The following is a 21,666-nucleotide window of genomic DNA, read 5'->3' on the forward strand; positions in this document are numbered from 1 at the left end:
GACGGTTCCGCTGCATCTCGACACGCCGACCATTGCTCCGCTTCGCTACGCATGGTCGGCTACTCGATGAGCGGGGATGCCAGCGCGCTGCGCGCGAGCCGACCTCAACGGGAGGCGAGCGTCCAGCAGCGCGCCCCCGCGATGCAGGCCCACCAAGGAGAAATCCCGCGTCGCATACCCACCCGAACGCCAACTCTCCGCGCGGGATTTCGACGACTGGGCCGAAGAGCGGGGATGCCAGCGCGCTGCGCGCGAGCCGACATCAAAACGCCCAGGTGTGCACCGGTTCGTTGGTGTGCATGTGCTCGATGTAGCGGCGGGTCATCTCGGCCAGGGCCTGTTCGCGGTCCATCCCCTGCTCCTCGAGGGCGGCGACGGTCCGGGTCTGCCAGACCGCGCCGTTGACACCGGTCTTGCAGCGCGCCTCGATGACCCCCAGATAGCGGTCGATCACCGCCTGCGAGACGCCCCAGTCCTGCAGCCCCTGGTGGGCCAGCGGCAGCAGGTGGCGCAGCACCAGCTCATCGACGCCGAGTTCGCCGTAGGAGGGCCAGTAGACTTCGGCCTCCAGCCCCTCCCGGGCGCAGGCCAGGAAGTTGTCCTCGGCGGCGGCGAAGCTGAGCCGCGACCAGACCGGTCGATCGGAGTTCACCAGCGAATGCACCGCGCCGTAGTAGAACGCCGCATTGGCCATGGTGTCCATGATCGTCGGGCCGGCGGGCAGCACCCGGTTCTCGACCCGTAGATGCGGCTGGTCGCCGACCACCGCGTAGATCGGCCGGTTCCAGCGGTAGATGGTGCCGTTGTGCAGATTCAGTTCCGACAGCTGCGGTGTACCACCGGCCTCCAGCACCTGGAGCGGATCCTCGCCGTCGACCTCGGCGAGCAGCGCGGGGAACCAGCGGACGTTCTCCTCGAACAGGTCGAAGATCGAGGTCACCCAGCGTTCGCCGAAGAAGACGCGCGGGCGTACGCCCTGGTTGGTGAACTCGATCGGGCGGGTGTCGGTGGCCTGCCGGAACAGTTCGATCCGGGTCTCGGCCCAGAGCCGTTTCCCTTCGAAGAAGGGCGAATTCGCCGCCAGCGCGACCTGCGGTGCGCTGATCGCCTGGGCGGCGTTCCAGTGCGAGGCGAAGTCTGCCGGGGAGACCTGCAGGTGCAGCTGCACCGAGGTGCAGGCCGATTCCGGGGCGATCGAGTCGGCGGTGGCGAGCAGCTGCTCCCCCGCCGGGCCCTCGATGTCGAGCTGGATGTCTTCACCGCGGGCGGAGAAGATCGAGTCGTTCAGTGCGGTGTAGCGGATGTTCTCGCTGATCCAGTCCGGCCCGTAGTCGCTGATCTTCAACGTGGGCAGGATCCCGACCATCACGATCCGCGAGCCGACCCCGGCGGCCCGACGGTCGGCCTCGTTCAGTGAGTCCCGCAGCGCCGTCTCCAGCTCCATCGCCGAATCCCCCGGCAGCGGCCGCGGATCGACGTTCAGCTCGATGTTGAAGCGGGCGAGTTCGGTCTGGTAGTCCGGGTCGGCGATCTCGGCCAGCACCTCGGCGTTGTGGAAGTTGGGGCGGGCGTCGTCGTCGACGAGATTGAGCTCGATCTCCAGCCCGGTCAGCGGTCGCTCCGCCTCGAAGTGCCGGTCGACCAGCATCTGTTCGAAGGCGTCCAGGCCGCGCTTCACCTTCCGCCGGAACTGCTGTCGCTGCTCGCGGCTGTACTGGGTCTGATCGACGTCCTTGCCCATCCTGCCTCCGTCGTCGGCACCGGCTCCGGTCCCGACAGCCTAACCAGCCGAAGGCCAGCCGGTGGCTGCGGGCGGGGGTGCGCCGATGACCTGGTCCTGATCGCGGGTGATCCGGTCCAGGATCTGCAACCAGGCGTGCAGGGCGACCCCGAGGCAGGCGCTGGTGATGATCGTGAACAGCACGGCCCGCCCGGCCATGCTCGGGTCGGCGACGTCCTGTCGGGAGGTGAGGATCCCGACGATCGTGCCCGCCACCCAGAAGCCCCACCAGCGATTCACCAGGCGGCGGGCCGGGGTCGCCGGCGCCGGGTCGGCCCAGACGTCCAACACCACCCGGCGCGGCCACCACCAGGAGACGATCGGCACGATCCAGGACCACCAGACCCATGCCGAGGAGAGGCGCTGCGGCTGGAACGGCGGCAGCAGTTCCGCGTTCCGGCGGGCCTGCGCCAACCAGCGACACCCCCCGACCAGCGCCAGCACGGTCCCGACGAGCACCAGCACAAGGACCGGGATCGCCCAGATGTCCAGCAGGGTCAGGGTTTCCAGGTCGGCCTGCATGGTCGACTGCCAGTAGGCAACGGTCCACCCGGTGTCCAGCAGTTGCCCCGCCATCATCGTCCACGCACCGGCGCGGGCGAGGCCGATCAGGGGGCGCAGCGGCCGCAGCGTCGCCTGCGCATAGGGGTTCTGCTGCGGGGCCCCATAGCCACCGGGGTGCGGCTGGTTGGTGTAGCTGGACATCGGCTCTCCCTCGTTCAGCTCGGAGTCTGGGGCAGCCGGCGTACCCCGACAAGCGAAGAAGCCGAACCGTTACCCTCGGTCTAGACGCAAGGTCGAGATCCGCCAATGGAAGGTGTTTGCGATGAGCCAGAACGATCCCTTCGCCGGACTGCCCGAGGTACCGCGCTTCGAGCTGACCAGCACCGACGTCACCGAGGGTGAGCAACTGCCGGCCGCCCAGCTCTCCGGGGCGTTCGGTGTCGAGGGCGGCCTCGATCGCTCGCCCCAGCTGTCCTGGTCGGGTTTCCCGGAGGAGACGAAAAGCTTCCTGCTCACCTGCTACGACCCGGATGCCCCGACGATGTCGGGGTTCTGGCACTGGGCGGTCTACAACCTGCCGGCCGACACCACCTCGGTCCCGACCGGCGCCGGTTCCGGCGAGGGGCTGCCGTCGGGTGCGGTGACCCTGCCGAATGATGCCTCGATGGAGGGCTTCCTCGGCGCCGCTCCCCCGCCCGGGCACGGCAGCCACCGCTACTACTTCGTGGTGCAGGCACTCGATGTGGACACCGTCGACGGCGTCGAGCCCGGTGACACCCCGGCCAAGCTCAACTTCATGGCGCTGGAGCATGTGATCGGCCGCGCCTGGCTGGTACCGGTCTTCGGTCGCTGAGCCTCCGGTCGCAGGGCGCCTCCACCCCGGGTCGGAGGCGCCCGCGGCCCGGACCCGGGCGAGGTCAGCGGACCCCCGGATGGTGTGATCGCCCCCGCCCCACGATCATGGAACTGTGATCGCCCTGTTCGTCATCCTCCCGGTGGCCGTCGTCGTCGCGCTGACGGTCTCCGCCATCCGCCGCGACCCGCGCTGGCTCGGCAATGCCTACCTGCTCGGCCTGTGCGTGCTGCTGGTGCTGCCGCTGCTCGCCCTGATGATCCCGGTGGCCGGTGCTCTGCTGGCCGGGATCGTGTTGATGGTGCTTTTCCTGGCCCCGCTGGGTGCGCTGGTGCTGGTGGCGTTCCTGATCGCCAACGGGCTCACCATGCTGCGCCGCGAACGGCGGTCACTGGCCAACCTGCTGTCGCTGCTGGCCGGGATCGGGATCGCGGTCGCGATGGTGCTCAGCCTGCAGATCCTGCTGCGGCCCGAATCGGTGCTGACCCCGTTCGCGCTCGCCGCGGTGCTCGGTTTCGGCTATCTCGGCGGCGAATTCGCGTTCTATCTCGGCTATTCCTGGGTGTACGCCCGGATCGCGCGCCGGGTGCCGGCCGACTACGTGGTCGTGCTGGGCGCCGGGCTGCGCGATGGGCGTACCGTCGGCCCGCTGCTCGCCGGCCGGGTCGATGAGGGCATTGCCCGCTATCGGGAGCTGCGCGCCCGGGGCCGGGACACCAGACTGGTGATGTCGGGCGGCAAGGGCGACGACGAGCACGTCCCGGAGGCGCAGGCGATGGCCGAATACGCCATTGGACAAGGGGTTCCGGCCGATCACGTGCTGCGTGAGGACCAGTCCCGCAACACCTTCGAGAACCTCACCTTCACCCGGCAGCTGATCCTCGGTGAACGGGTCGGCGAGCTGGCCGGCAGCTCCGCGGCCGCCGTCACCCGCGCCGGCGATCCGGTCGATGCGGACACCGGTTCGGCGACGCCGGCCACGGCCGTGCTGCCCGCACCGCCGCGGCCGCCGCTGCCCTGGTTCGCACCGCCGCTGCGGGCGACGATGCTGATCGTGACCAGCGACTTCCACGCCATGCGCGCCGCGATGTACGCCCGCCGGCTCGGCCTGCCCGCCCAGGCGGTGGGTTGCCGGACGGCGCGCTACTACTGGCCGAGCGCGGTGCTGCGGGAGTTCGTCGCAGTGGTCAACGAGCGGCGGATCAAGCACCTGGTGCTGCTGTTGCTGATCGCCGTCCCGTTGCCGCTACTGGTCGCCGTCCTGCGCTGAGGACTTCGCCGCGTCCTTGTCCGCGTCCTTCTTCTCGGCGTCCTTCTTCTCCGGCTTGGCGTCCACCCCGGCCTCCTTGCGCTGCTGCGCGGTGATCGGGGCCGGTGCCTGGGTGAGCGGGTCGTATCCGCCGCCGGACTTCGGGAACGCGATGGTGTCGCGGATCGAGTCGGTGTCGGCGAGCAGGGACACGATCCGGTCCCAGCCGAAGGCGATCCCGCCGTGCGGCGGGGCGCCGTAGGCGAAGGCGTCGAGCAGGAAACCGAACTTCTCCTGCGCCTCCTCCTGGCTCAGCCCCATCACCTTGAACACCCGCTCCTGCACGTCGCGGCGATGGATACGGATCGACCCGCCACCGATCTCGTTGCCGTTGCAGACCAGGTCATAGGCGTAGGCCAAGGCGTTGCCCGGGTCGGTGTCGAAGCTGTCCATCCACTCCGGCTTGGGCGAGGTGAACGCATGGTGCACCGCGGTCCAGGCACCGGAGCCGACCGCGACGTCACCGGCGGCGACCGCATCGGAGGCCGGTTCGAACAGCGGCGCGTCGACCACCCAGAGGAAGCTCCAGGCCTCCTCGTCGATCATCCCGGTGCGCTTGGCGATCTCCAGCCGGGCGGCGCCGAGCAGCTCCTGGGAGGACTTGCGCTTGCCGGCACCGAAGAAGATGCAGTCACCGGGGTTCGCACCGACCCGCTCGGCCAGGCCCGCGCGCTCGGCCTCGGAGATGTTCTTGGCGACCGGGCCGCCGAGCGTACCGTCCTCGGCCACCGTCACATAGGCCAGACCCTTGGCGCCGCGCTGGCGGGCCCATTCCTGCCAGGCGTCGAAGGTACGCCGTGGCTGGGAGGCGCCACCGGGCATCACCACCGCGCCGACATAGTCGGCCTGGAAGACCCGGAACGGGGTGTCGGCGAAGAAGTCGGTGACCTCGACGATCTTGTTGCCGAAGCGCAGATCGGGCTTGTCCGAGCCGTAGTCGTTCATCGCCTCGGCGTAGGTGATCCGCGGGAACGGCGGGGTCAGCTCGACACCACGCAACCGCCAGATCTCGGTGACCAGTGCCTCACCGAGTTCAATGATGTCGTCCTGGTCGACGAAGCTCATCTCGATGTCGAGCTGGGTGAACTCGGGCTGCCGGTCGGCGCGGAAGTCCTCGTCGCGGTAGCAGCGGGCGATCTGGTAGTAGCGCTCCATGCCACCGACCATCAGCAGCTGCTTGAACAGCTGCGGGGACTGCGGCAGGGCATACCAGGATCCGGGCGAGAGCCGCGCCGGGACCAGGAAGTCGCGTGCCCCCTCGGGGGTGGAGCGGGTCAGCGTCGGGGTCTCGATCTCGATGAAATCCCTGTCCCCAAGGACTTTCCGGGCGGCGGCGTTGACCTTGGAGCGCAGTCGGATGACATCGCCGGAGGCCTTGCGGCGCAGGTCCAGGTAGCGGTACTTGAGCCGGGCCTCCTCGCCGACGGTGATCCGCTCGTCCAGCTGGAACGGCAGCGGCGCGGAGGGGTTCAGCACCTCCAGCTCGCGGATCACGATCTCGACCTCACCGGTCGGCAGGTTCGGGTTCACGTTCTCGGGGCTGCGCGCCTCGACGACGCCGACCACCTTGACGCAGAACTCGTTGCGGAGATCGTGGATGCCGGCCGATTCGAGGTATTCGTCGCGGACGACGACCTGGCAGACACCCGAAGCGTCACGGAGGTCGATGAAGGCGACGCCGCCGTGATCGCGGCGTTTGGCGACCCACCCGGCGAGGGTGACGGTCTCACCGATGTCGGAGGCGCGGAGGGTACCGGCAAGATGGTTACGAATCACGTGACGATATTCCTTTCTGGTGGATCCCGCATCGACGGTGCGGGCCCGAACAACGCCCTCCAGCCTAGTTGAGGGTGTACGCCGGTGCGAACCGTTTGCGCTCAGCCGGCGTCGGGGTTGCGCTTGTCGGGTTCCTCATCCCAGTCCATCTCGATGAAGGCCTCATCGATCGGGTCGTCGTCGGGGTCGATGTGGGCGTGCAGCAGATCCCGCAGCTCGTCATCGAAGGCGGTCTCGGTGAGCGGCAGCACGATCGTCATCGCCGGCTGCCGCGGGATCCGGGAGATCACCATGAAATCGGTGTCGTTCTCCTGCCAGCGGGTGAAGCGCGGCCAGGCGTAGGAGACCGGCGGGCCCTGCTCCCCCGCGACGGCCAGCCCGCGGTCGTCCAGCACCACCTTGCGCCGCTGCACCCTGCTGGTCGCTGCCCGGGCCCGGACCAGCGCGATGGCGTACACCACCACGCAGAGCAGCATCACCACCAGCGCGATCACACTCGGACGGACCGAGAACAGCAGCTGGACCGCGACCAGGAACAGGCAGGCGCAGAAGATGAGCCCGCAGACCACACCGGTCAGCGGGTTGACCTGGTGCCGCATCCGGGCGGCGAACTCGCGGCGCGGGTCGGTCTGGTAGCGCAGTACCAGCGATCCGTCGGCGGTGATCTCACCGGTCGCGGTGCTCATGCGGTGCCCACCCGCGGGTGCAGGTCGGCGGCCGGTGGCTGCCAGCTGTCGGCATCGGCGTCCACCTGCTCACCGGAGCGGATGTCCTTCACCTGCGCGGATTGCGGGCCGTCGGCGCCGTCACCGGTCTGGCCGCCGAACCAGACGAAGGGGATGCCGCGGCGGTCGGCGTACTTGATCTGTTTGCCGAACCGGTCCGCCTTCGGCGCCACCTCGGTGGGGATGCCGCGGGCGCGCAGCTTCCCGGCGGTGGCGATCGCGGCGGCGCGGGTGTCCTCGGAGTCGACGGCGACCAGCACGCAGGTGGGTACGCTGCGGGTCGCGGTCAGTTCACCGCGGTTCAGCAGCGGGGCCAGGATTCTGGTGACGCCGAAGGAGAATCCGACGCCGGGATAGGTGACCTTGCCGTCGCTGGCCAGCGAGTCGTAACGCCCACCGGAGGCCACCGAGCCCATCTTCTCGTGGCCGACCAGTTCGGTCTCGTAGACGGTGCCGGTGTAGTAGTCCAGGCCGCGGGCGATCTTCAGATCGGCGACCAGTCGGCCCGGTACCGCCGCACCGGCGACCCGGACCAACTCCGCCAACTCCCCCAGACCCTCATCCAGCAAGGGATTCTCGACGCCGAGGGCGCGCACCTGGTCGACGAAGGAAGTGTCTCCGGTGCAGATGCCGGCGATCGCCACACACTTCGCGGCCACCTCGTCGCTGAGGCCGAGTTCACCGGTGAGCAGGTCGGCGACGGCCGGCCCCCCGATCTTGTCGAACTTGTCGACCCGCTGCAGCGCACCGGCGGTGTCCTCGATGCCGAGTCCCTCGTAGAAACCCTGCAGCAGTTTGCGGTTGTTGACGTGCATCACCACCGGCGGCAGGCCGAGTTCGGTGTGCAGTCGCTCGAAGGCCTCGAGCGCGACGAGCGGGATCTCCACGTCGTGGTGCGCGGCCAGGTTCTCGGCCCCGACGATGTCGATGTCGGCCTGCAGGAACTCGCGGTAGCGGCCCTCCTGCGGCCGTTCACCGCGCCACACCTTCTGCATCTGGTAGCGGCGGAACGGAAAACTGAGGTGGCCGCCGTGTTCGAGGACATAGCGCGCGAACGGCACGGTGAGGTCGAAGTGCAGGCCGAGCTGGTCACCGGCCGGGCCGGGGGCGTCGTCGTCGGCGTGCAACCGGCGCACGGTGAAGATCTCCTTGGTGATCTCACCCTTGCGGGCCAGCACGTCCATCGGCTCGACGGCCCGGGTCTCGATCGAACCGAAACCGTGCAGTTCGAAGGTCTCCCGCAGCACGTCGAGCACCTGCTGCTCGACGATCCGCCCAGCGGGCAGGAACTCGGGATAGCCGGAGATCGGCTTGGGTCGGCTCACGCTGTCTCCTCGGGCGTTCCGGCGTCCGCGGCCAGCATCGCCGGCTGCAGATAGGGGTTGGTGGCCCGTTCGCGGGCCATGGTGGTCTGCGCGCCGTGCCCGGGCAGCACGGCGGCGGTGTCGCTGAGCGGCAGGACGCGGGTCCGCAGGGTGTCCAGCATCGTCGGATGGGATCCACCGGGCAGATCGGTCCGGCCGATGGAGCCGGCGAACAGCACATCACCGGAGAACACGATCCGGTCGACCTGCGGTCCGGCCTCGGCGTACGGGGTCGTCAGCAGCGTGGAGCCCGGGGTGTGCCCGGGCGCATGGGTGAGGGTGAGCGGCAGACCGGCGAGCTCCAGCACGGTGCCGTCGACCAGGTCGTGCACGCGCTGGGGCGCGGTCAGCGCGTCGGTACCCATCAGCTGACGCAGCATCTCGGCCGCACCGGGGATGCCGATCCGGTCGAAGCGCTGGGCGAGCATGTCGCGGTCGGCGGGATGGATGTATGCCGGGACATCCCATGCGGCGCACAGTTCGGCCACCGAGGCGACGTGGTCGATGTGGCCGTGGGTGGCGATCACCGCGACCGGGCTCAGTCGCTGCGCGGCGACGACCTCCAGCGCGCGCTCGGCCGCACCCATGCCGGGGTCGATGACGATGCACTCTCCCCCCTCCTCGGCGGCCACGACATAGCAGTTCGTCTGGAACGGCCCGGCCGGGAAGGATGCGATCAACACGAGGGGTGAGTCTAGTGGTCGGCCGGCACCGGGGCCGAGAGGAATGTGCCGCGGGGCGCGTACCCGTGTCGGGGTGGGGTGTGATGAGGCAAACTATGGCGCATGAGTGAAGCAGCAGGTCCCGCCTCCTTCGGCCGGGTCGATGATGACGGCACCGTCTATGTCCGCACCTCCGACGGGGAGCGGGCCGTGGGGCAGGTGCCCGACGTCTCCGGCGACGAGGCGCTGGCGTTCTATGTACGCCGGTTCCAGAGTCTCGAGGTGGAGGTCGACCTGCTGGCCTCCCGGGTGCGGGCGGGCACGATGTCGCCCGACGACGCCCGCAAGGCGGTCGCCACGCTGCACGAATCGATTCCGCAGGCCAATGCGGTCGGCGACCTCGCCGCCCTGGACGCCAAGCTGGAGGGGCTGACCGGGCTGATCGGTGAGCAGGCCGCCGCCCGCAAGGTCGAGAAGGCCCAGCAGAACGAGCAGACGAAGGCCACCAAGGAGAAGATGGTCGCCGAGGCCGAGAAGCTCGCCGCCGGCAACGACTGGCGCGGCGGGGTGAACCGGTTCCGCGCGCTGCTCGATGAGTGGAAGGCGCTCCCCCGCATCGACCGGCGGACCGATGACGAGCTGTGGCACCGCTTCTCCAGTGCCCGCACCCAGTACACCCGGCGCCGTAAGCAGCAGTTCGCCCAGCAGGCCAGCAAGCGCGAGGAGGCGCGGGCGGTCAAGGAACAGATCATCGCCGAGGCCGAGCCGCTGGCCTCTTCCACCGAGTGGGGCCCGACCGCGGGCGCGTTCCGGGAGCTGATGCAGCGCTGGAAGGCCGCCGGTTCCGCACCCCGGGATGTCGATGAGCAGCTGTGGCAGCGGTTCCGCGGCATCCAGGACCAGTTCTTCGCCGCCCGCAGTGCCGCGATGAGCGAGCAGGACGCCGAGTTCCGCGGCAACCAGGAGGCGAAGGAGGCGCTGCTGGTGGAGGCGGAACAGACCGTCGTCCCGGTCAAGGACCTGGCCGCGTCGAAGGCGGCGTACCGGGATTTCCTGGAGAAGTACGCCGAGATCGGCAAGGTCCCGCGCGATGCCATCCGCCCTCTCGACAACCGGGTCCGAGCGCTCGAGTCGGCGATCCGCGAAGCCGAGGACGAGCAGTGGCGGCGGACCAACCCCGAGGCCCGCCAGCGCGCCAGCGACACCGCGATCAAGCTGCAGGCCCAGATCGACCAGCTCGAGGACAAGGCCGCCAAGGCCGAGACCCGCGGCGACGCCCGCAAGGCCAAGGAACACCGCGACGCCGCCGAGACCTACCGCACCTGGCTCGAACAGGCCGAGAAGGCGGTCGAAGACTTCAGCGGCTGACCGTCCCCGCACGCCGCACCCCGGCGCGGTGCCTTTGCTCCGGCACATCCTGTCCAGACCCACCCTCAAACCGGTGCGGGTTTGATGCCCAGGAGGTATCAAACATTTCTCTGATGCCACGAAAGCATCAAAGATTTTCTTGATGCCATGGAGGCATCACGGCGCCGCTTGATGCCGACAGCGGATCAAACATTTCCTTGATGCCCGAGTGGGATCAGGCGAATCTTTGATACCTCTTGGGCATCAAAGGTGCATTGGTTTTATCCACAGGCCAGGAGGGGCAGCGGGAGCCTGTGGACAACCGGGAGCGGCGTGCTCGATTCGCGGGAAAAGAACCATGGTGGGGCATGACCGACAGCGATGCCGCGGACACCGCGGCCGACGAACCGATCGGGGGCGTGTCGGCCGAGGAGGGTGCAGTGGGCGGTGAGCCGGCCGCGCAAACAGCTCCACGGCCGTTGCGGGCCGAGCGCTATCACGCCGTGGTCGCTCCTTTCGACCTCGGCGGGCACCTGCGCCGGTTGCGACGAACGTTCGATCTGAGTCAGCGCGACCTGGCGGCCCATCTCAACGTCCCCCAGTCGGTGGTCGCCAGATGGGAGACCGGTGAGCGCAGCATGTCGATCGAGCAATGGGACGCCGTGTGCGAGCTGGCGGGCTGGCGGATCGTCATCGAGGATGCCAACGGTGCGACCGTGCGGCCGATGGCCGGAGCCGACCTGGCACGAGACGCCGCCCGGCGGTTGTTCCCCGCGCATCTCGACGTCGATGTCCATGACCCGGACGCGATGCCGTGGCGGCCCGATCTCACACAGCCGGTGGCGGGGGCCGCGCGGCGCGAGCGCCGGGATGCGAATCGCGCAGCGGACGGGGTCGTGTTGCCGCATCCGAGCGCGGAGGAACTGGAGATGCGCGTATGGCTTCGGCAGGCCGCAGCCAAGGAGCGACGGTCCCGTCGATCCGCGGAGCTGCTGAAGTTGATCCGCACCGAGCCTTCGGAACCGTGTCTCTGCGCGGTCGAGTGCGAGGAGGCCCGGGTGTGTGCACCGGAATGTCCGTGCCAGTGTGTGCCGGCGGCCTGACCGCCCAACCGGCGGAATCGCCCTACTGCTTGACCCGGAACACGTCGAAGACGCCGGGCACCCGGCGGACCGCCTGGACCAGCGCGTCGAGATGGGTCGGGTCGGGCGTCTCGAAGGTGAGCCGCGCCTTGAAGACCCGGCTGCGGGTGGTGTTCACGGTCGCGGAGATGATGTTGACATGGTGGTCCGACACCGTGCGGGTCACCTCGGAGAGCATCCCCTGCCGGTCCAGACCCTCGACCTGGATCGCGACCAGGAACGAGCTCTCCGCCGTCGGTGCCCAGGACACATCGACCAGCCGCTCGGGGCTGGCCAGCAGCGCCGCGGCATTCGTGCAGTCCCGGCGGTGCACCGACACCCCGTTGCCGCGGGTGATGAAGCCCAGGATGTCGTCGCCCGGCACCGGCGTACAGCACTTGGCCAGCTTGACCCACATGTCGGTGTCACCGGCGACCGCGACACCGGGCCCGCTGACGGTCGAGACGGTACGCCGCCGCCGGCCGGCCAGCGGCTGGTCCTCCGCCGCCTCGTCGGCCGCGGACTCCTGGCCGCCCTCGATCGAGATCAGCCGGTGCACCACCGCCTGGGCGGACACATGCCCCTCACCGATCGCGGCATAGAGCCCGGACACGTCGGCGAGCTTGAAATGGTCGGCCACCGCGGTGAGGTGCTCGACGGTGAGGAAGCGCTGCATCGGCAACCCCGCCTTGCGCAGCTGCTTGGCGAGCGCCTCGCGGCCCTGTTCGATCGACTCCTCCCGGCGCTCCCGGGTGAAGTAGTGCTTGATCTTGTTGCGCGCCTTCTGGCTCTTCACGAACGACAGCCAGTCGCGGCTCGGGCCCGCACCCTCGGCCTTGGAGGTCATCACATCGACCACGTCGCCGTTGTTCAGCTCCGATTCCAGCGGCACCAGGCGGCCGTTGACCCGAGCGCCGATACAGCGCTGCCCCACCTCGGTGTGGATGGCGTAGGCGAAGTCGACCGGCGTCGCACCGGTCGGCAGGGTGATCACATCCCCCTTGGGGGTGTAGACGTAGACCTCACCGGAGTTGATCTCGTAACGCAGCGACTCGAGGAACTCCTCGGGATCGGTGGTCTCCTTCTGCCAGTCGTTGAGCGAGCGGACCCAGTTCAGGTCGGTGTCGTCACCGGCCCCACCGGCGCGGGCGGTCTCCTTGTACTTCCAGTGCGCGGCGACACCGTATTCGGCGCGGCGGTGCATCTCGTTGGTGCGGATCTGCAACTCCACCGGCTTGCCGTCCGGGCCCAGCACCGTGGTGTGCAGCGACTGGTACATGTTGAACTTCGGGATCGCGATGTAGTCCTTGAACCGCCCGGGCAGCGGATTCCAGCGCACATGCATCACGCCGAGGGCGGCATAGCAGTCCTTGTCGGTGTCGACCAGGATCCGCAGCCCGACCAGGTCGTAGATGTCGGAGAAGTCGCGGCCGCGGACCACCATCTTCTGATAGATCGAGTAGTAGTGCTTCGGTCGGCCGGTGACCGTGGCGCGGATCCGGGCCGCCTTCAGGTCGGCGTTCACCTGCTCGGTCACCTTGCGCAGGAAGGCCTCACGCTGCGGTGCCCGCTCGGCGACCAGCTGGACGATCTCGTCATAGATCTTGGGCTGCAGGATCGAGAACGACAGGTCCTCAAGCTCCCACTTCACCGCGTTCATGCCGAGCCGGTGCGCCAGCGGGGCGAAGATGTCGAGGGTGTCGCGGGCGATCCGGGTCTGCTTGTCCGGGCGCAGGAAGTGCAGCGTACGCATGTTGTGCAGCCGGTCGGCGAGCTTGATCACCACGACCCGGATGTCCTTGGCCATCGCGATCACCATCTTGCGGATGGTCTCGGCCTGCGCGGAGTCACCGTAGGCGATCTTGTCGAGCTTGGTGACCCCGTCCACCATCACCGCGACCTCGGTGCCGAAGTCGGCGGTGAGCTGCTCGATGGTGTAGGAGGTGTCCTCGACGGTGTCGTGCAGCAGCGCCGCGCAGAGCGTCGCCTCGGTCATCCCCAGCTCGGCCAGGATGGTGGCCACCGCCAGCGGATGGGTGATGTAGGGATCGCCACTCTTGCGCAGCTGGCCGCGGTGATAGTGCTCGGCCGTCCGGTACGCCCGTTCGACGACCGCGGTGTCGGCCTTGGGGTGGTTGGCCCGGATCACCTTGAACAGCGGATCCAGCACCGCGCTCTGCGGCTGCCTGGCGCCGAGGCGGGCGAGCCGGTGCCGCATCGACATCCGCGGCTGCTCCGGCCCGCTGCCGAGCCGGTTCGGCGGCGGTGCGGGAGTGGCTCCGGCCGATTCGGAGGCAGGCGCGGGCGCGGGCGTTGCCGGGCTGAGCCTCGGTGCCTCGCTCATCTATGCCTCCTCAATGACTGACCACCCAGTTTAGTCGGGATCGGTCGTCACCGGCCCGGTGCCTCAGTCATCGTCGAGGGCACCGCCCCGGTCGTAACGCTCCCGACGCTGCGGCCGCTCCCGTTCCCGGGGCGGATTGGTCTTCGCATCCGCACCGCAGCGGCGTACCACCACCAGCTCGTCACCGGCCTGCAACTGCTCCACTGTGCTGTCGTAGAAGCGGCGCATGCTCTTGTTCCGGACCACCGCGATCACCCGCTCGTGGGTGATGTCCCCCGGCTTCAGCCCGACCTCGTCGGAGTCGACCTGCCGCTCGGCGACCTCCAGGCCCTCACCGCTGCTCAGCAGATCGTCGATCGCGGTGCCGATGTTCGGGCTGACCGCGGACAGGCCGAGCAGCCGGCCGACCGCATCGGAGGAGGTGACCACCGAGTCGGCGCCGGACTGGCGCAGCAGGGACACGTTCTCGTGCTCGCGGACCGCGACCACCACATGGGCGCTCGGATTGAGCTGGCGCACCGTCAGCGTCACCAGGATCGCGGAGTCGTCGCGGTCGAGGGTGATGATGATCTCGCGGGCCTTGGTGATCTCCGCCCGACGCAGGATCTCGCGGCGGGTGGCGTCGCCCTCGATCGCGGCCACCCCGTCCAGGTTGGCGTCGGCGATCGCCGAGGACCGGTCGTCGATGACGACCAGCTTGGACAGGTCCCGCTCGTAACGCGCCAGGGTCGTGACCGCACTGCGGCCCTTGGTGCCGTAGCCGATGATCACGATGTGGTTGCGCATCCGTTTCCTCCAGTGGTTGTCGATCATCGCGCGCCGGCCCTCGGTGGCGAGCACCTCGAGGGTGGTACCGACCAGCAGCACCAGGAAGATGATGCGCAGCGGGGTGATCACCAGAGCGTTGATCAGTCGCGCATGCGGTGCTACGGGGGTGATGTCGCCGTAACCGGTGGTGGTCACGGTGACCGTCGCGTAGTAGAGCGCGTCGAGCAGGCTGATGCCGTCCTCGTTCACGTTGTCGGCGTACGCGTTGCGGTCGACGTAGACGATCAGGGTGATCAGCACCAGCAGGCCGACGCCGATCAGTGAGCGGACCAGCAGTTCGCGGCTGGCCGAGGTGCCCCGATTCGGCATCGAGACGAAGATGGCCCGGCGTTCCCGGCGGCCCGCGGGATCGGGGATCAGGCTGGTCACGGCAGGAACCTCACACGGCGTCCACGGGCGGGTTCGCGATGACCGCGGAGACGGCGTCGATACCGGCCTCGGCGAGCCGCTGCCGGCCCTCGAGGAAGGACAGCTCCAGCAGCACCGAGACGTGCACGAGCTCGGCGCCGAGCCGGTTCACCAGGGCCGCGGTGGCCGCGATCGTGCCGCCGGTGGCGAGCACATCGTCGATCACCAGCACCCGCGCGCCGGGCAGGATCGCGTCGGCGTGCACGGCGAGGGTCTCCGAGCCGTATTCCAGCGCGAAGGTCTCCTGGACCGTCGGCCCGGGCAGCTTGCCGGGCTTGCGGACCGGTACGAAACCGGCACCGAGCGCGAGCGCCACCGGGGCGCCGAAGATGAAGCCGCGAGCCTCCATTCCCACAACGATATCGATACCGTCCGGGGAGATCGCGACCAGTTCATCCACCGAGGCGGCGAAGGCCGTCGCATCGGCGAGCAGCGGCGTGATGTCCTTGAACACCACTCCCGGTTTCGGGAAGTCGGGTACGTCGCGGATCCGCTCGGCGATCAGCTGCCGCTGGGTTCGCGTCTCGGCACCGGCCACGGGGTTCACTTCTTCCGCTGGCTGCGACTCGTGTTGCGCGGCTGCGGTCGGCGGGCCGACCCGGAGTCGCCGACCTCGCGGGTCCGCCCCCGGTCCCCATCACCCGAGCCGGAACCGGACCCCGAACCGGACCGCGACGCACCGCTGGTGCGTACCGTGGTGATCCGGGTCCGCGACAACGGCCCGGCCAGCTCACCCTCGGACCGCGAACCGTCCTCGTCGCCGTCGTAGGTGTCCCACTCGTCGTCGCGGGAACCCCGCAGATCGGCCGGCGAGTCCGGGTCCTGCATCGCATTGACCTCGGCCTCGGCCGCGGCCAGCTCGCTGTTGCTGGGCTCGCGATCCTTGCCGCGGCGCCGACCCTCGCGGCGGGCGATCCGCTCGCGGTGCTCCTTCATCCCGGACTCGCGCTCCTTCATCCCCACCAGCAGCGGGGTGGCGATGAAGATCGAGGAGTACGCACCGGCGAGCATGCCGACGAACAGCGCCAGACCGAGGTCCTTCAGCGGGCCGGTGCCGAGGATGAACGCGCCGGCGACCAGCAGCGCGGCGATCGGCAGCACCGCGATCACGGTGGTGTTGATCGAGCGCACCAGCACCTGGTTGACCGCGTCGTTGGCGGCCACCGAGTAGGTCCGCTTCGTCTTGCGCAGATCCTTGACGTTCTCCCGCACCTTGTCGAAGACGACCACGGTGTCATAGAGCGAATAGCCGAGGATGGTGAGCAGACCGATCAGGGTGGCCGGGGTGAACGTGAAGCCCACCAGGGCATAGATGCCGACGGTCACCAGCAGGTCGTGGATCAACGCCACGATCGCGGCGATGGACATCTTCAGGTCCCGGAAATAGATCCAGATCATGATCATCACCAGGGCGAGGAAGACCGCCAGCGCGATCAGGCCCTGCTGGGTGATCTGTTTGCCCCAGGACGCACCGATCAGGCTGTACGCCACCTGGTCGGGATTGATGTTGAGCTCACTCGCGATCGCCTCGCGGACCTGCGGCACCTCGGTCTGCGCATCCAGGGTGCGGGTCTGCACCCGGACCGTGTTGTCGCCGATGGTGGTGACGCTCAGGCTGTCCATCTCGGGCAGGTTGGTGTTGCGGACCGCGGTCCGGACCTCATCGACCGTGGTCGAGGTGACCCGGGTCGGCGCCTGGAAGTCGGCGCCGCCGGAGAACTCGATGCCCAGGTTCAGCCCGCGGACCAGCAGGGCGAGCAGCGCGATCCCGATCAGCACCGCCGAGACCGTGTACCAGCGCTTGCGGGTGCCGACGAAGTCGTAGGACACCTGGCCGGTGTAGAGCCGGTGGGCCAGCCCGTTCTTCTTCTTGGTCGCCATCAGGACTCCTTACCGGCGGTCGCGGTGGCGGTGGCGGTGCTGGTCCGGCGACGACCGGTACGCCCACCCACCGAGCGTACGCCCAGGTGCTCGGCGTCCAGCCCGGACCAACGCTTGCCCTGGCCGAAGAACTTGGTCCGCACCAGCAGGGTCATCATCGGCTTGGTGAACCAGAACACCACCGCGATGTCGATCAGGGTGGTCAGGCCGAGGGTGAACGCGAAGCCCTTGATGCCGCCGATGGCGAGGATGAACAGCACCAGCGCCGAGAGCAGCGAGACCGCGTCGGCGATCAGGATGGTGGAGCGGGACTTCTGCCAACCGGTCTCCACCGCCGAGCGCAGCGATCTGCCCTCGCGTACCTCGTCTCGTATTCGTTCGAAGAAGATGATGAACGAGTCCGCTGTCACGCCGATCGCCACGATGGCGCCGGCGATACCGGGCAGGTTCAGCGCGAAACCGACCGAGGCGCCGAGCAGCACCATCATCGCGTAGGTGAACGCGGCCGCGATGGCCAGCGAGGCGACCACGACGATGAACAGGCCGCGGTAGTAGAGGATCGCGTACCCGACGACCAGCGCCAGGCCGATGATGCCGGCGATGATGCCGGCGCGCAGCTGCTCGCCACCGAGGGTGGCGGAGACGTTGCTGACCTCGGAGACCTCGAAGGCCAGCGGCAGCGCACCGAACTTCAGCACATTGGCCAGCTCGGTGGCGGTCTGCTGGGTGAACGAACCGGAGATCTGCGCCTGGCCGCCGGGGATGGCCTGGTCGACGCTCGGCGCGGAGATGGTCTTGCCGTCCAGCACGATCGCGAACTGGTTCTCCGGCGGCTGCTTCGCCGCCAGCGCACCGGTCGCATCGTTGAACACCGCGCCGCCGGCCTGGTTGAACGTGAGGTTGACGACCCACTGGATCTGGTTCTGGGGTACGCCGGCCTGGGCGTCGGTGACGTCGCTGCCGGGGATCAGCGTCGGGCCGAGGAGGAATTTCTGGGTGCCGGTGCGGTCGCAGGTGATCAGCGGCTGGTCGGAGACATCGATCACCCGATCGGAGCACTTGAAGTTCTGGTACTCCATCATCTCGGCCTGCGTCGGCTGCCACTCCATCGCCTTGTCGGGCGGGGTGCCCTGGCCCGGCGCGGTCGGCTTGGGCTTCGGCGGGGCGGTCGGCAGCTGCGGGGCGGGCCGGTTCTGACCGGCCGGCGTGGTCGCCGCCGGGGCCGGCGGGGCGGCCTCGGTCGGCTGACCCGCCTCGGTCGGCTGACCGGCCTGGGTGGGCTGACCGGCCTCGGCCGAGGGGGCGGCACCGGGGCTGGACTCAGCGCCCGGAGTGGCCTCCGGCGCCGGCGTCCCGGCGGGCTCGGGCGGCGCCTCGGGGGCGACCTGCTCGGTGGCGTACACGGCGCGGAAGCTGAGCACCGCGGTCTGGCCGACCAGGCGTACCAGCTCGTCCTGCTGCACGTTCGGCACCGTGACCACGATCTGCCGGTCACCGGAGGTGGTCACCTCGGTCTCGCCGACGCCGAGGGAGTCGACGCGCTGCTGGATGATGGTGCGGGCCTGTTCGAGGCTCTCGGTGCTCGGCGCACCGCCGCCGGTGGTGTTGCTCGCGGTGAGCGTGATCGTGGTGCCGCCGCGCAGGTCCAGACCCAGTTTGGGGGTCCAGGCCTTGCTGAACGCCATGATCCCGACCAGCGCCACCAGGGCGGCCATCAACAGGATCAGGGTGCGCACCGGATGTCCGTGCCGTGCTGCCACAGTGTTGCCTTATGCCTTGGTGTTGGAATCGGGGCCGTCGGAATCGGGCTTGTCGTCGGGGCCGAGGTCGCGCTCGTCGGCACCGCTCTCATCGGACTTCGGCCGGTAGGGCTTGAAGTCGGTCGGTTCGGAATCCGTGGGATCCGGCTCGGCGCTGGTCGCGCCGCCGACGGCGGGCGTGCTGCCCTCCTCGGCGTACGGCGAATCGGGGGTGACGACCTGCATGATGACCTGCTTGAGCACGGTCACCTGCACCCCGGGGGCCAGTTCGACCACGGCCTGCTTGTCGCCGACGCTGACCACGGTGGCGTAGAGACCGGAGGACAGCATCACTCGGGTGCCGGCCTGCATCTGCTTCTGCATCTTCTGCTGTTCCTGCTGCCGGCGGCGCTGCGGCCGGATCATGAGGAAGTAGAAGACAGCCACCATGGCGACCACGAGGATCCCGGTGGTAAGGGTGTTCCCTTGCATTGCTCCCTGCGTTCACGCGTGGATGTCCCGGTGCGGGCTGACTGCGGGAGTCTACCCACGAAAAGGTGAAAATCCCGATTCGGCGCACGCGGGGTGTCGGCTCAGCTGAACAACTCGCCCTGGCCGGCCGGCGGGGCGAGGCCGAGGTGCTGCCAGGCGGCGCGGGTGGCGACCCGGCCGCGTTGGGTGCGCATCAGCAGGCCCTGTCGGACCAGGAAGGGTTCGGCCACCTCCTCGACGGTCTCGGCCTCCTCCCCCACCGAGATCGCCAGCGTGGACAGTCCGACCGGGCCGCCGTCGAAGCGCTTGCAGATCGCCTCCAGCACACCGCGGTCCAGCCGGTCCAGGCCGAGTTCGTCCACCTCGTAGAGCTCCAGCGCCTCGCGTGCGGCGGTCAGATCGACCTGGCCGTCACCGCGGACCTGGGCGTAGTCGCGGACCCGGCGCAGCAGCCGGTTCGCGATCCGCGGGGTGCCGCGGGAGCGGCCGGCGATCTCGGCGGCGGCGTCGGCGGACAGGCGTACGCCGAGCATCTGGGCGGAGCGGCGCAGGATCTTCTCCAGCGCGTCGGCCCGGTAGTAGTCGAGCTGGGCGGTGAAGCCGAACCGGTCCCGCAGCGGGCCGGGCAGCAGGCCGGCGCGGGTGGTGGCGCCGACCAGGGTGAAGCGCGGGATCTCCAGCGGGATCGCCGTCGCGCCTGGGCCCTTGCCGACCACCACGTCGACGCGGAAGTCCTCCATCGCCAGATAGAGCATCTCCTCGGCCGGCCGGGACATCCGGTGGATCTCGTCGAGGAAGAAGACCTCGCCCTCGACCAGTCCGGAGAGGATCGCGGCCAGGTCACCGGCGTGCTGGATGGCCGGGCCGGAGGAGACCCGGATCGGGGCGCCGAGTTCGGCGGCGATGATCATCGCCAGGGTGGTCTTGCCGAGCCCGGGCGGGCCGGAGAGCAGCACGTGGTCGGGCACCGCCTCGCGCTGCCGGGCCGCGGCGAGGACCAGGCCGAGCTGGTCGGCGACCCGGGGCTGCCCGCCGAATTCGGCCAGGCTGCCGGGCCGCAGCGCGGTCTCGGCGGCCTGCTCGTCGGCGTACGCGTACGGGTCGAGCGGGCTGTGGTCGGCGGGGCTGGGGTCGGCCGGATCGTGGTCGGGCTGGGTCACGGGGCGCAGCCTACTTGCGGGCCAGCGTCTGCAGCGCGGCCCGCATCAGGACCGCGACCGAGGTCTCGGATTCGGCGAGCGGTGCGACCCGGTCGCAGGCGGCCTCGGCGTCCTTGGCCGACCAGCCGAGGCCCTGCAGGCCCTGGGAGACCTGCTCCCGCCAGGCCGCGACCGGCGCCTCGGGCTGACTGTCGGTGGCGGCCGGCAGGTCGGTGACCGCACCGAGGGCGTTCACCTTGTCCTTGAGTTCGAGGACCATCTTCTGTGCGCCCTTGGTGCCGATGCCCGGCACCCGGGTGAGGGTCTTGTGGTCGCCGCTCGCGATCGCGGTGCGGAACTCATCGGGGCTGAGCACCGACATCATCGCCTGCGCGATCTTGGGACCGATGCCGGAGGCGGACTGGGCGAGCTCGAAGCAGTCCCGTTCGTCGGTGCCGGCGAAGGCGTAGAGGGTGAGCGAGTCCTCGCGCACCACCAGCGAGGTGTGCAGTTCGGTCGGCTGATCGAGGCGTACGCCGGAGGCGGTGGCCGGGGTGCAGAGCGCCTTGACCCCGAAGCCGCCGAGGTCGACCACCACCCAGGTCGCGCCGATCGCGGTCACGGTGCCCCGGAGGTGGGCGATCATGCGTTCTTCCTCTCGGTCGGTCGTGCCGCGCGTTCGCTCGCGCGGCGGGTGGCCTCGGCCAGGACGGCCTTCTGCCGGGCAGCCAGTGCGGCGGCCCGGTCGGCGAGTTCGTCGGTGTCGGCGCGGGCCCGCTGGTCGCGCCGGACGGCTTCGGTGAGCCGGTTCTGGGTGCCGCCGCGCCAGACCTGGCAGATGGCCAGTGCGACCGCGTCGGCGGCGTCGGCGGGTTTCGGGGGCTCGGCGAGTCGCAGTACGCGGGCGACCATGGTGCCGATCTGCTGCTTCTCGGCGCGGCCGGATCCGGTGATCGCGGCCTTCACCTCGCTCGGGGTGTGCTGGGCGACCGGGATCCCGCTGCGGGCGCCGATCAGCATCGCGACCCCGGCGGCCTGGGCGGTGCCGATCACTGTGTTCAGGTTGTGCTGGGCGAACACCCGCTCCACCGCGACCACATCGGGCAGCCAGGCGGCGACCAGCTCGGCGAGCTGCTGTTCGATGGTGACCAGCCGGGATGCGGTGTCCAGCGTGGCTTCGGTACGGATCACGCCGACGTGCAGCAGGGCCGGCGGCCGTCCCGGCGTACCCTCGACGACCCCGACGCCGCAGCGCGTCAGACCGGGGTCGATCCCGAGGACCCGCATGCACCCTCCTCCACTGCTCGAACAGACGTTCGACAGACTAGTGGGCGGATCCGGGTACGCCGACGAGCGACACGGCCCTCGGTCAGGACGCTCATCGAGTGGGCCGC

19 protein-coding genes are annotated in these 21,666 nt (G+C 69.4%); 4 read left to right on the plus strand and 15 right to left on the minus strand.

All coding sequences use genetic code 11. The annotated features are described in order from the left end of the window. Positions 1–262: 262 nt before the first annotated feature. Positions 263–1,741 carry a glutamate-cysteine ligase family protein gene (locus tag BI335_RS03745; RefSeq protein ID WP_094429686.1) on the minus strand — a complete coding sequence of 493 codons (1,479 nt, stop codon included), beginning with the start codon at positions 1,739–1,741 and terminating at the stop codon, positions 263–265. Positions 1,742–1,780: 39 nt separating this feature from the next. After that, complete coding sequence (locus BI335_RS03750; protein WP_094358721.1) at positions 1,781–2,485, minus strand: DUF4328 domain-containing protein; 705 nt, start codon at positions 2,483–2,485, stop codon at positions 1,781–1,783. A 121-nt stretch (positions 2,486–2,606) separates the two neighbouring features. On the opposite strand from BI335_RS03750, the gene BI335_RS03755 reads away from it, so the two are divergent. Next, positions 2,607–3,137 carry a YbhB/YbcL family Raf kinase inhibitor-like protein gene (locus tag BI335_RS03755; RefSeq protein ID WP_094429687.1) on the plus strand — a complete coding sequence of 177 codons (531 nt, stop codon included), beginning with the start codon at positions 2,607–2,609 and terminating at the stop codon, positions 3,135–3,137. Positions 3,138–3,252: 115 nt separating this feature from the next. Then, positions 3,253–4,407: a YdcF family protein gene (locus tag BI335_RS03760; RefSeq protein WP_094429688.1), complete on the plus strand. Its 1,155-nt coding sequence runs from the start codon at positions 3,253–3,255 to the stop codon at positions 4,405–4,407. Here BI335_RS03760 and aspS read toward each other — a convergent pair. The 4 genes from aspS to BI335_RS03780 form a co-directional block, all read right to left on the minus strand. Beyond that, positions 4,384–6,222, minus strand: a complete 1,839-nt coding sequence (aspS, locus tag BI335_RS03765; protein WP_094429689.1) for an aspartate--tRNA ligase — start codon at positions 6,220–6,222, stop codon at positions 4,384–4,386. The genes BI335_RS03760 and aspS overlap by 24 nt on opposite strands. Positions 6,223–6,323: 101 nt before the next feature. Further along, a complete protein-coding gene (locus tag BI335_RS03770) occupies positions 6,324–6,908 on the minus strand; it encodes a hypothetical protein (RefSeq protein ID WP_094401150.1) in 585 nt (194 codons plus the stop codon). Then, entirely contained in the window at positions 6,905–8,272 is a 1,368-nt protein-coding gene (hisS, locus tag BI335_RS03775) for a histidine--tRNA ligase (RefSeq protein WP_094425535.1), read from the minus strand. The genes BI335_RS03770 and hisS overlap by 4 nt, the downstream gene beginning before the upstream one ends. After that, entirely contained in the window at positions 8,269–8,994 is a 726-nt protein-coding gene (locus tag BI335_RS03780) for an MBL fold metallo-hydrolase (RefSeq protein ID WP_094358733.1), read from the minus strand. The genes hisS and BI335_RS03780 overlap by 4 nt, the downstream gene beginning before the upstream one ends. Before the next feature lie 102 nt (positions 8,995–9,096). Here BI335_RS03780 and BI335_RS03785 point away from each other — a divergent pair, with 102 nt between their 5' ends. Both BI335_RS03785 and BI335_RS03790 read left to right on the plus strand, forming a co-directional pair. Continuing rightward, entirely contained in the window at positions 9,097–10,341 is a 1,245-nt protein-coding gene (locus BI335_RS03785; RefSeq protein WP_094358735.1) for a DUF349 domain-containing protein, read from the plus strand. 347 nt (positions 10,342–10,688) lie between these two features. Continuing rightward, entirely contained in the window at positions 10,689–11,423 is a 735-nt protein-coding gene (locus BI335_RS03790; RefSeq protein ID WP_094429690.1) for a helix-turn-helix domain-containing protein, read from the plus strand. Positions 11,424–11,445: 22 nt separating this feature from the next. Here the strand turns inward: BI335_RS03790 and BI335_RS03795 are convergent, their stop codons facing one another. The 9 genes from BI335_RS03795 to ruvC form a co-directional block, all read right to left on the minus strand. After that, positions 11,446–13,785 carry a RelA/SpoT family protein gene (locus tag BI335_RS03795; RefSeq protein WP_094358739.1) on the minus strand — a complete coding sequence of 780 codons (2,340 nt, stop codon included), beginning with the start codon at positions 13,783–13,785 and terminating at the stop codon, positions 11,446–11,448. Between the two features lie 63 nt (positions 13,786–13,848). Further along, a complete protein-coding gene (locus BI335_RS03800) occupies positions 13,849–14,982 on the minus strand; it encodes a potassium channel family protein (RefSeq protein ID WP_411266742.1) in 1,134 nt (377 codons plus the stop codon). Positions 14,983–14,992: 10 nt separating this feature from the next. Next, entirely contained in the window at positions 14,993–15,559 is a 567-nt protein-coding gene (locus BI335_RS03805) for an adenine phosphoribosyltransferase (RefSeq protein ID WP_094429738.1), read from the minus strand. Between the two features lie 5 nt (positions 15,560–15,564). Further along, positions 15,565–16,902 carry a protein translocase subunit SecF gene (gene secF / locus BI335_RS03810; RefSeq protein ID WP_094429691.1) on the minus strand — a complete coding sequence of 446 codons (1,338 nt, stop codon included), beginning with the start codon at positions 16,900–16,902 and terminating at the stop codon, positions 15,565–15,567. Beyond that, a complete protein-coding gene (gene secD / locus BI335_RS03815; RefSeq protein WP_411266746.1) occupies positions 16,902–18,626 on the minus strand; it encodes a protein translocase subunit SecD in 1,725 nt (574 codons plus the stop codon). The genes secF and secD overlap by 1 nt, the downstream gene beginning before the upstream one ends. Before the next feature lie 45 nt (positions 18,627–18,671). Further along, on the minus strand, positions 18,672–19,133 hold the full coding sequence (yajC, locus tag BI335_RS03820) for a preprotein translocase subunit YajC (RefSeq protein ID WP_094429693.1): 462 nt from the start codon (positions 19,131–19,133) through the stop codon (positions 18,672–18,674). A 101-nt stretch (positions 19,134–19,234) separates the two neighbouring features. Continuing rightward, positions 19,235–20,293: a Holliday junction branch migration DNA helicase RuvB gene (ruvB, locus tag BI335_RS03825; RefSeq protein ID WP_094429694.1), complete on the minus strand. Its 1,059-nt coding sequence runs from the start codon at positions 20,291–20,293 to the stop codon at positions 19,235–19,237. Between the two features lie 10 nt (positions 20,294–20,303). Further along, positions 20,304–20,918 carry a Holliday junction branch migration protein RuvA gene (ruvA, locus tag BI335_RS03830; RefSeq protein ID WP_094405113.1) on the minus strand — a complete coding sequence of 205 codons (615 nt, stop codon included), beginning with the start codon at positions 20,916–20,918 and terminating at the stop codon, positions 20,304–20,306. Continuing rightward, positions 20,915–21,559 carry a crossover junction endodeoxyribonuclease RuvC gene (gene ruvC, locus BI335_RS03835; protein WP_094425545.1) on the minus strand — a complete coding sequence of 215 codons (645 nt, stop codon included), beginning with the start codon at positions 21,557–21,559 and terminating at the stop codon, positions 20,915–20,917. Before ruvC ends, ruvA begins: the two co-directional genes overlap by 4 nt. Positions 21,560–21,666: the final 107 nt, after the last annotated feature.

It is taken from the genome of Enemella evansiae, from assembly GCF_002250705.1.
Lineage (GTDB): Bacteria > Actinomycetota > Actinomycetes > Propionibacteriales > Propionibacteriaceae > Enemella > Enemella evansiae.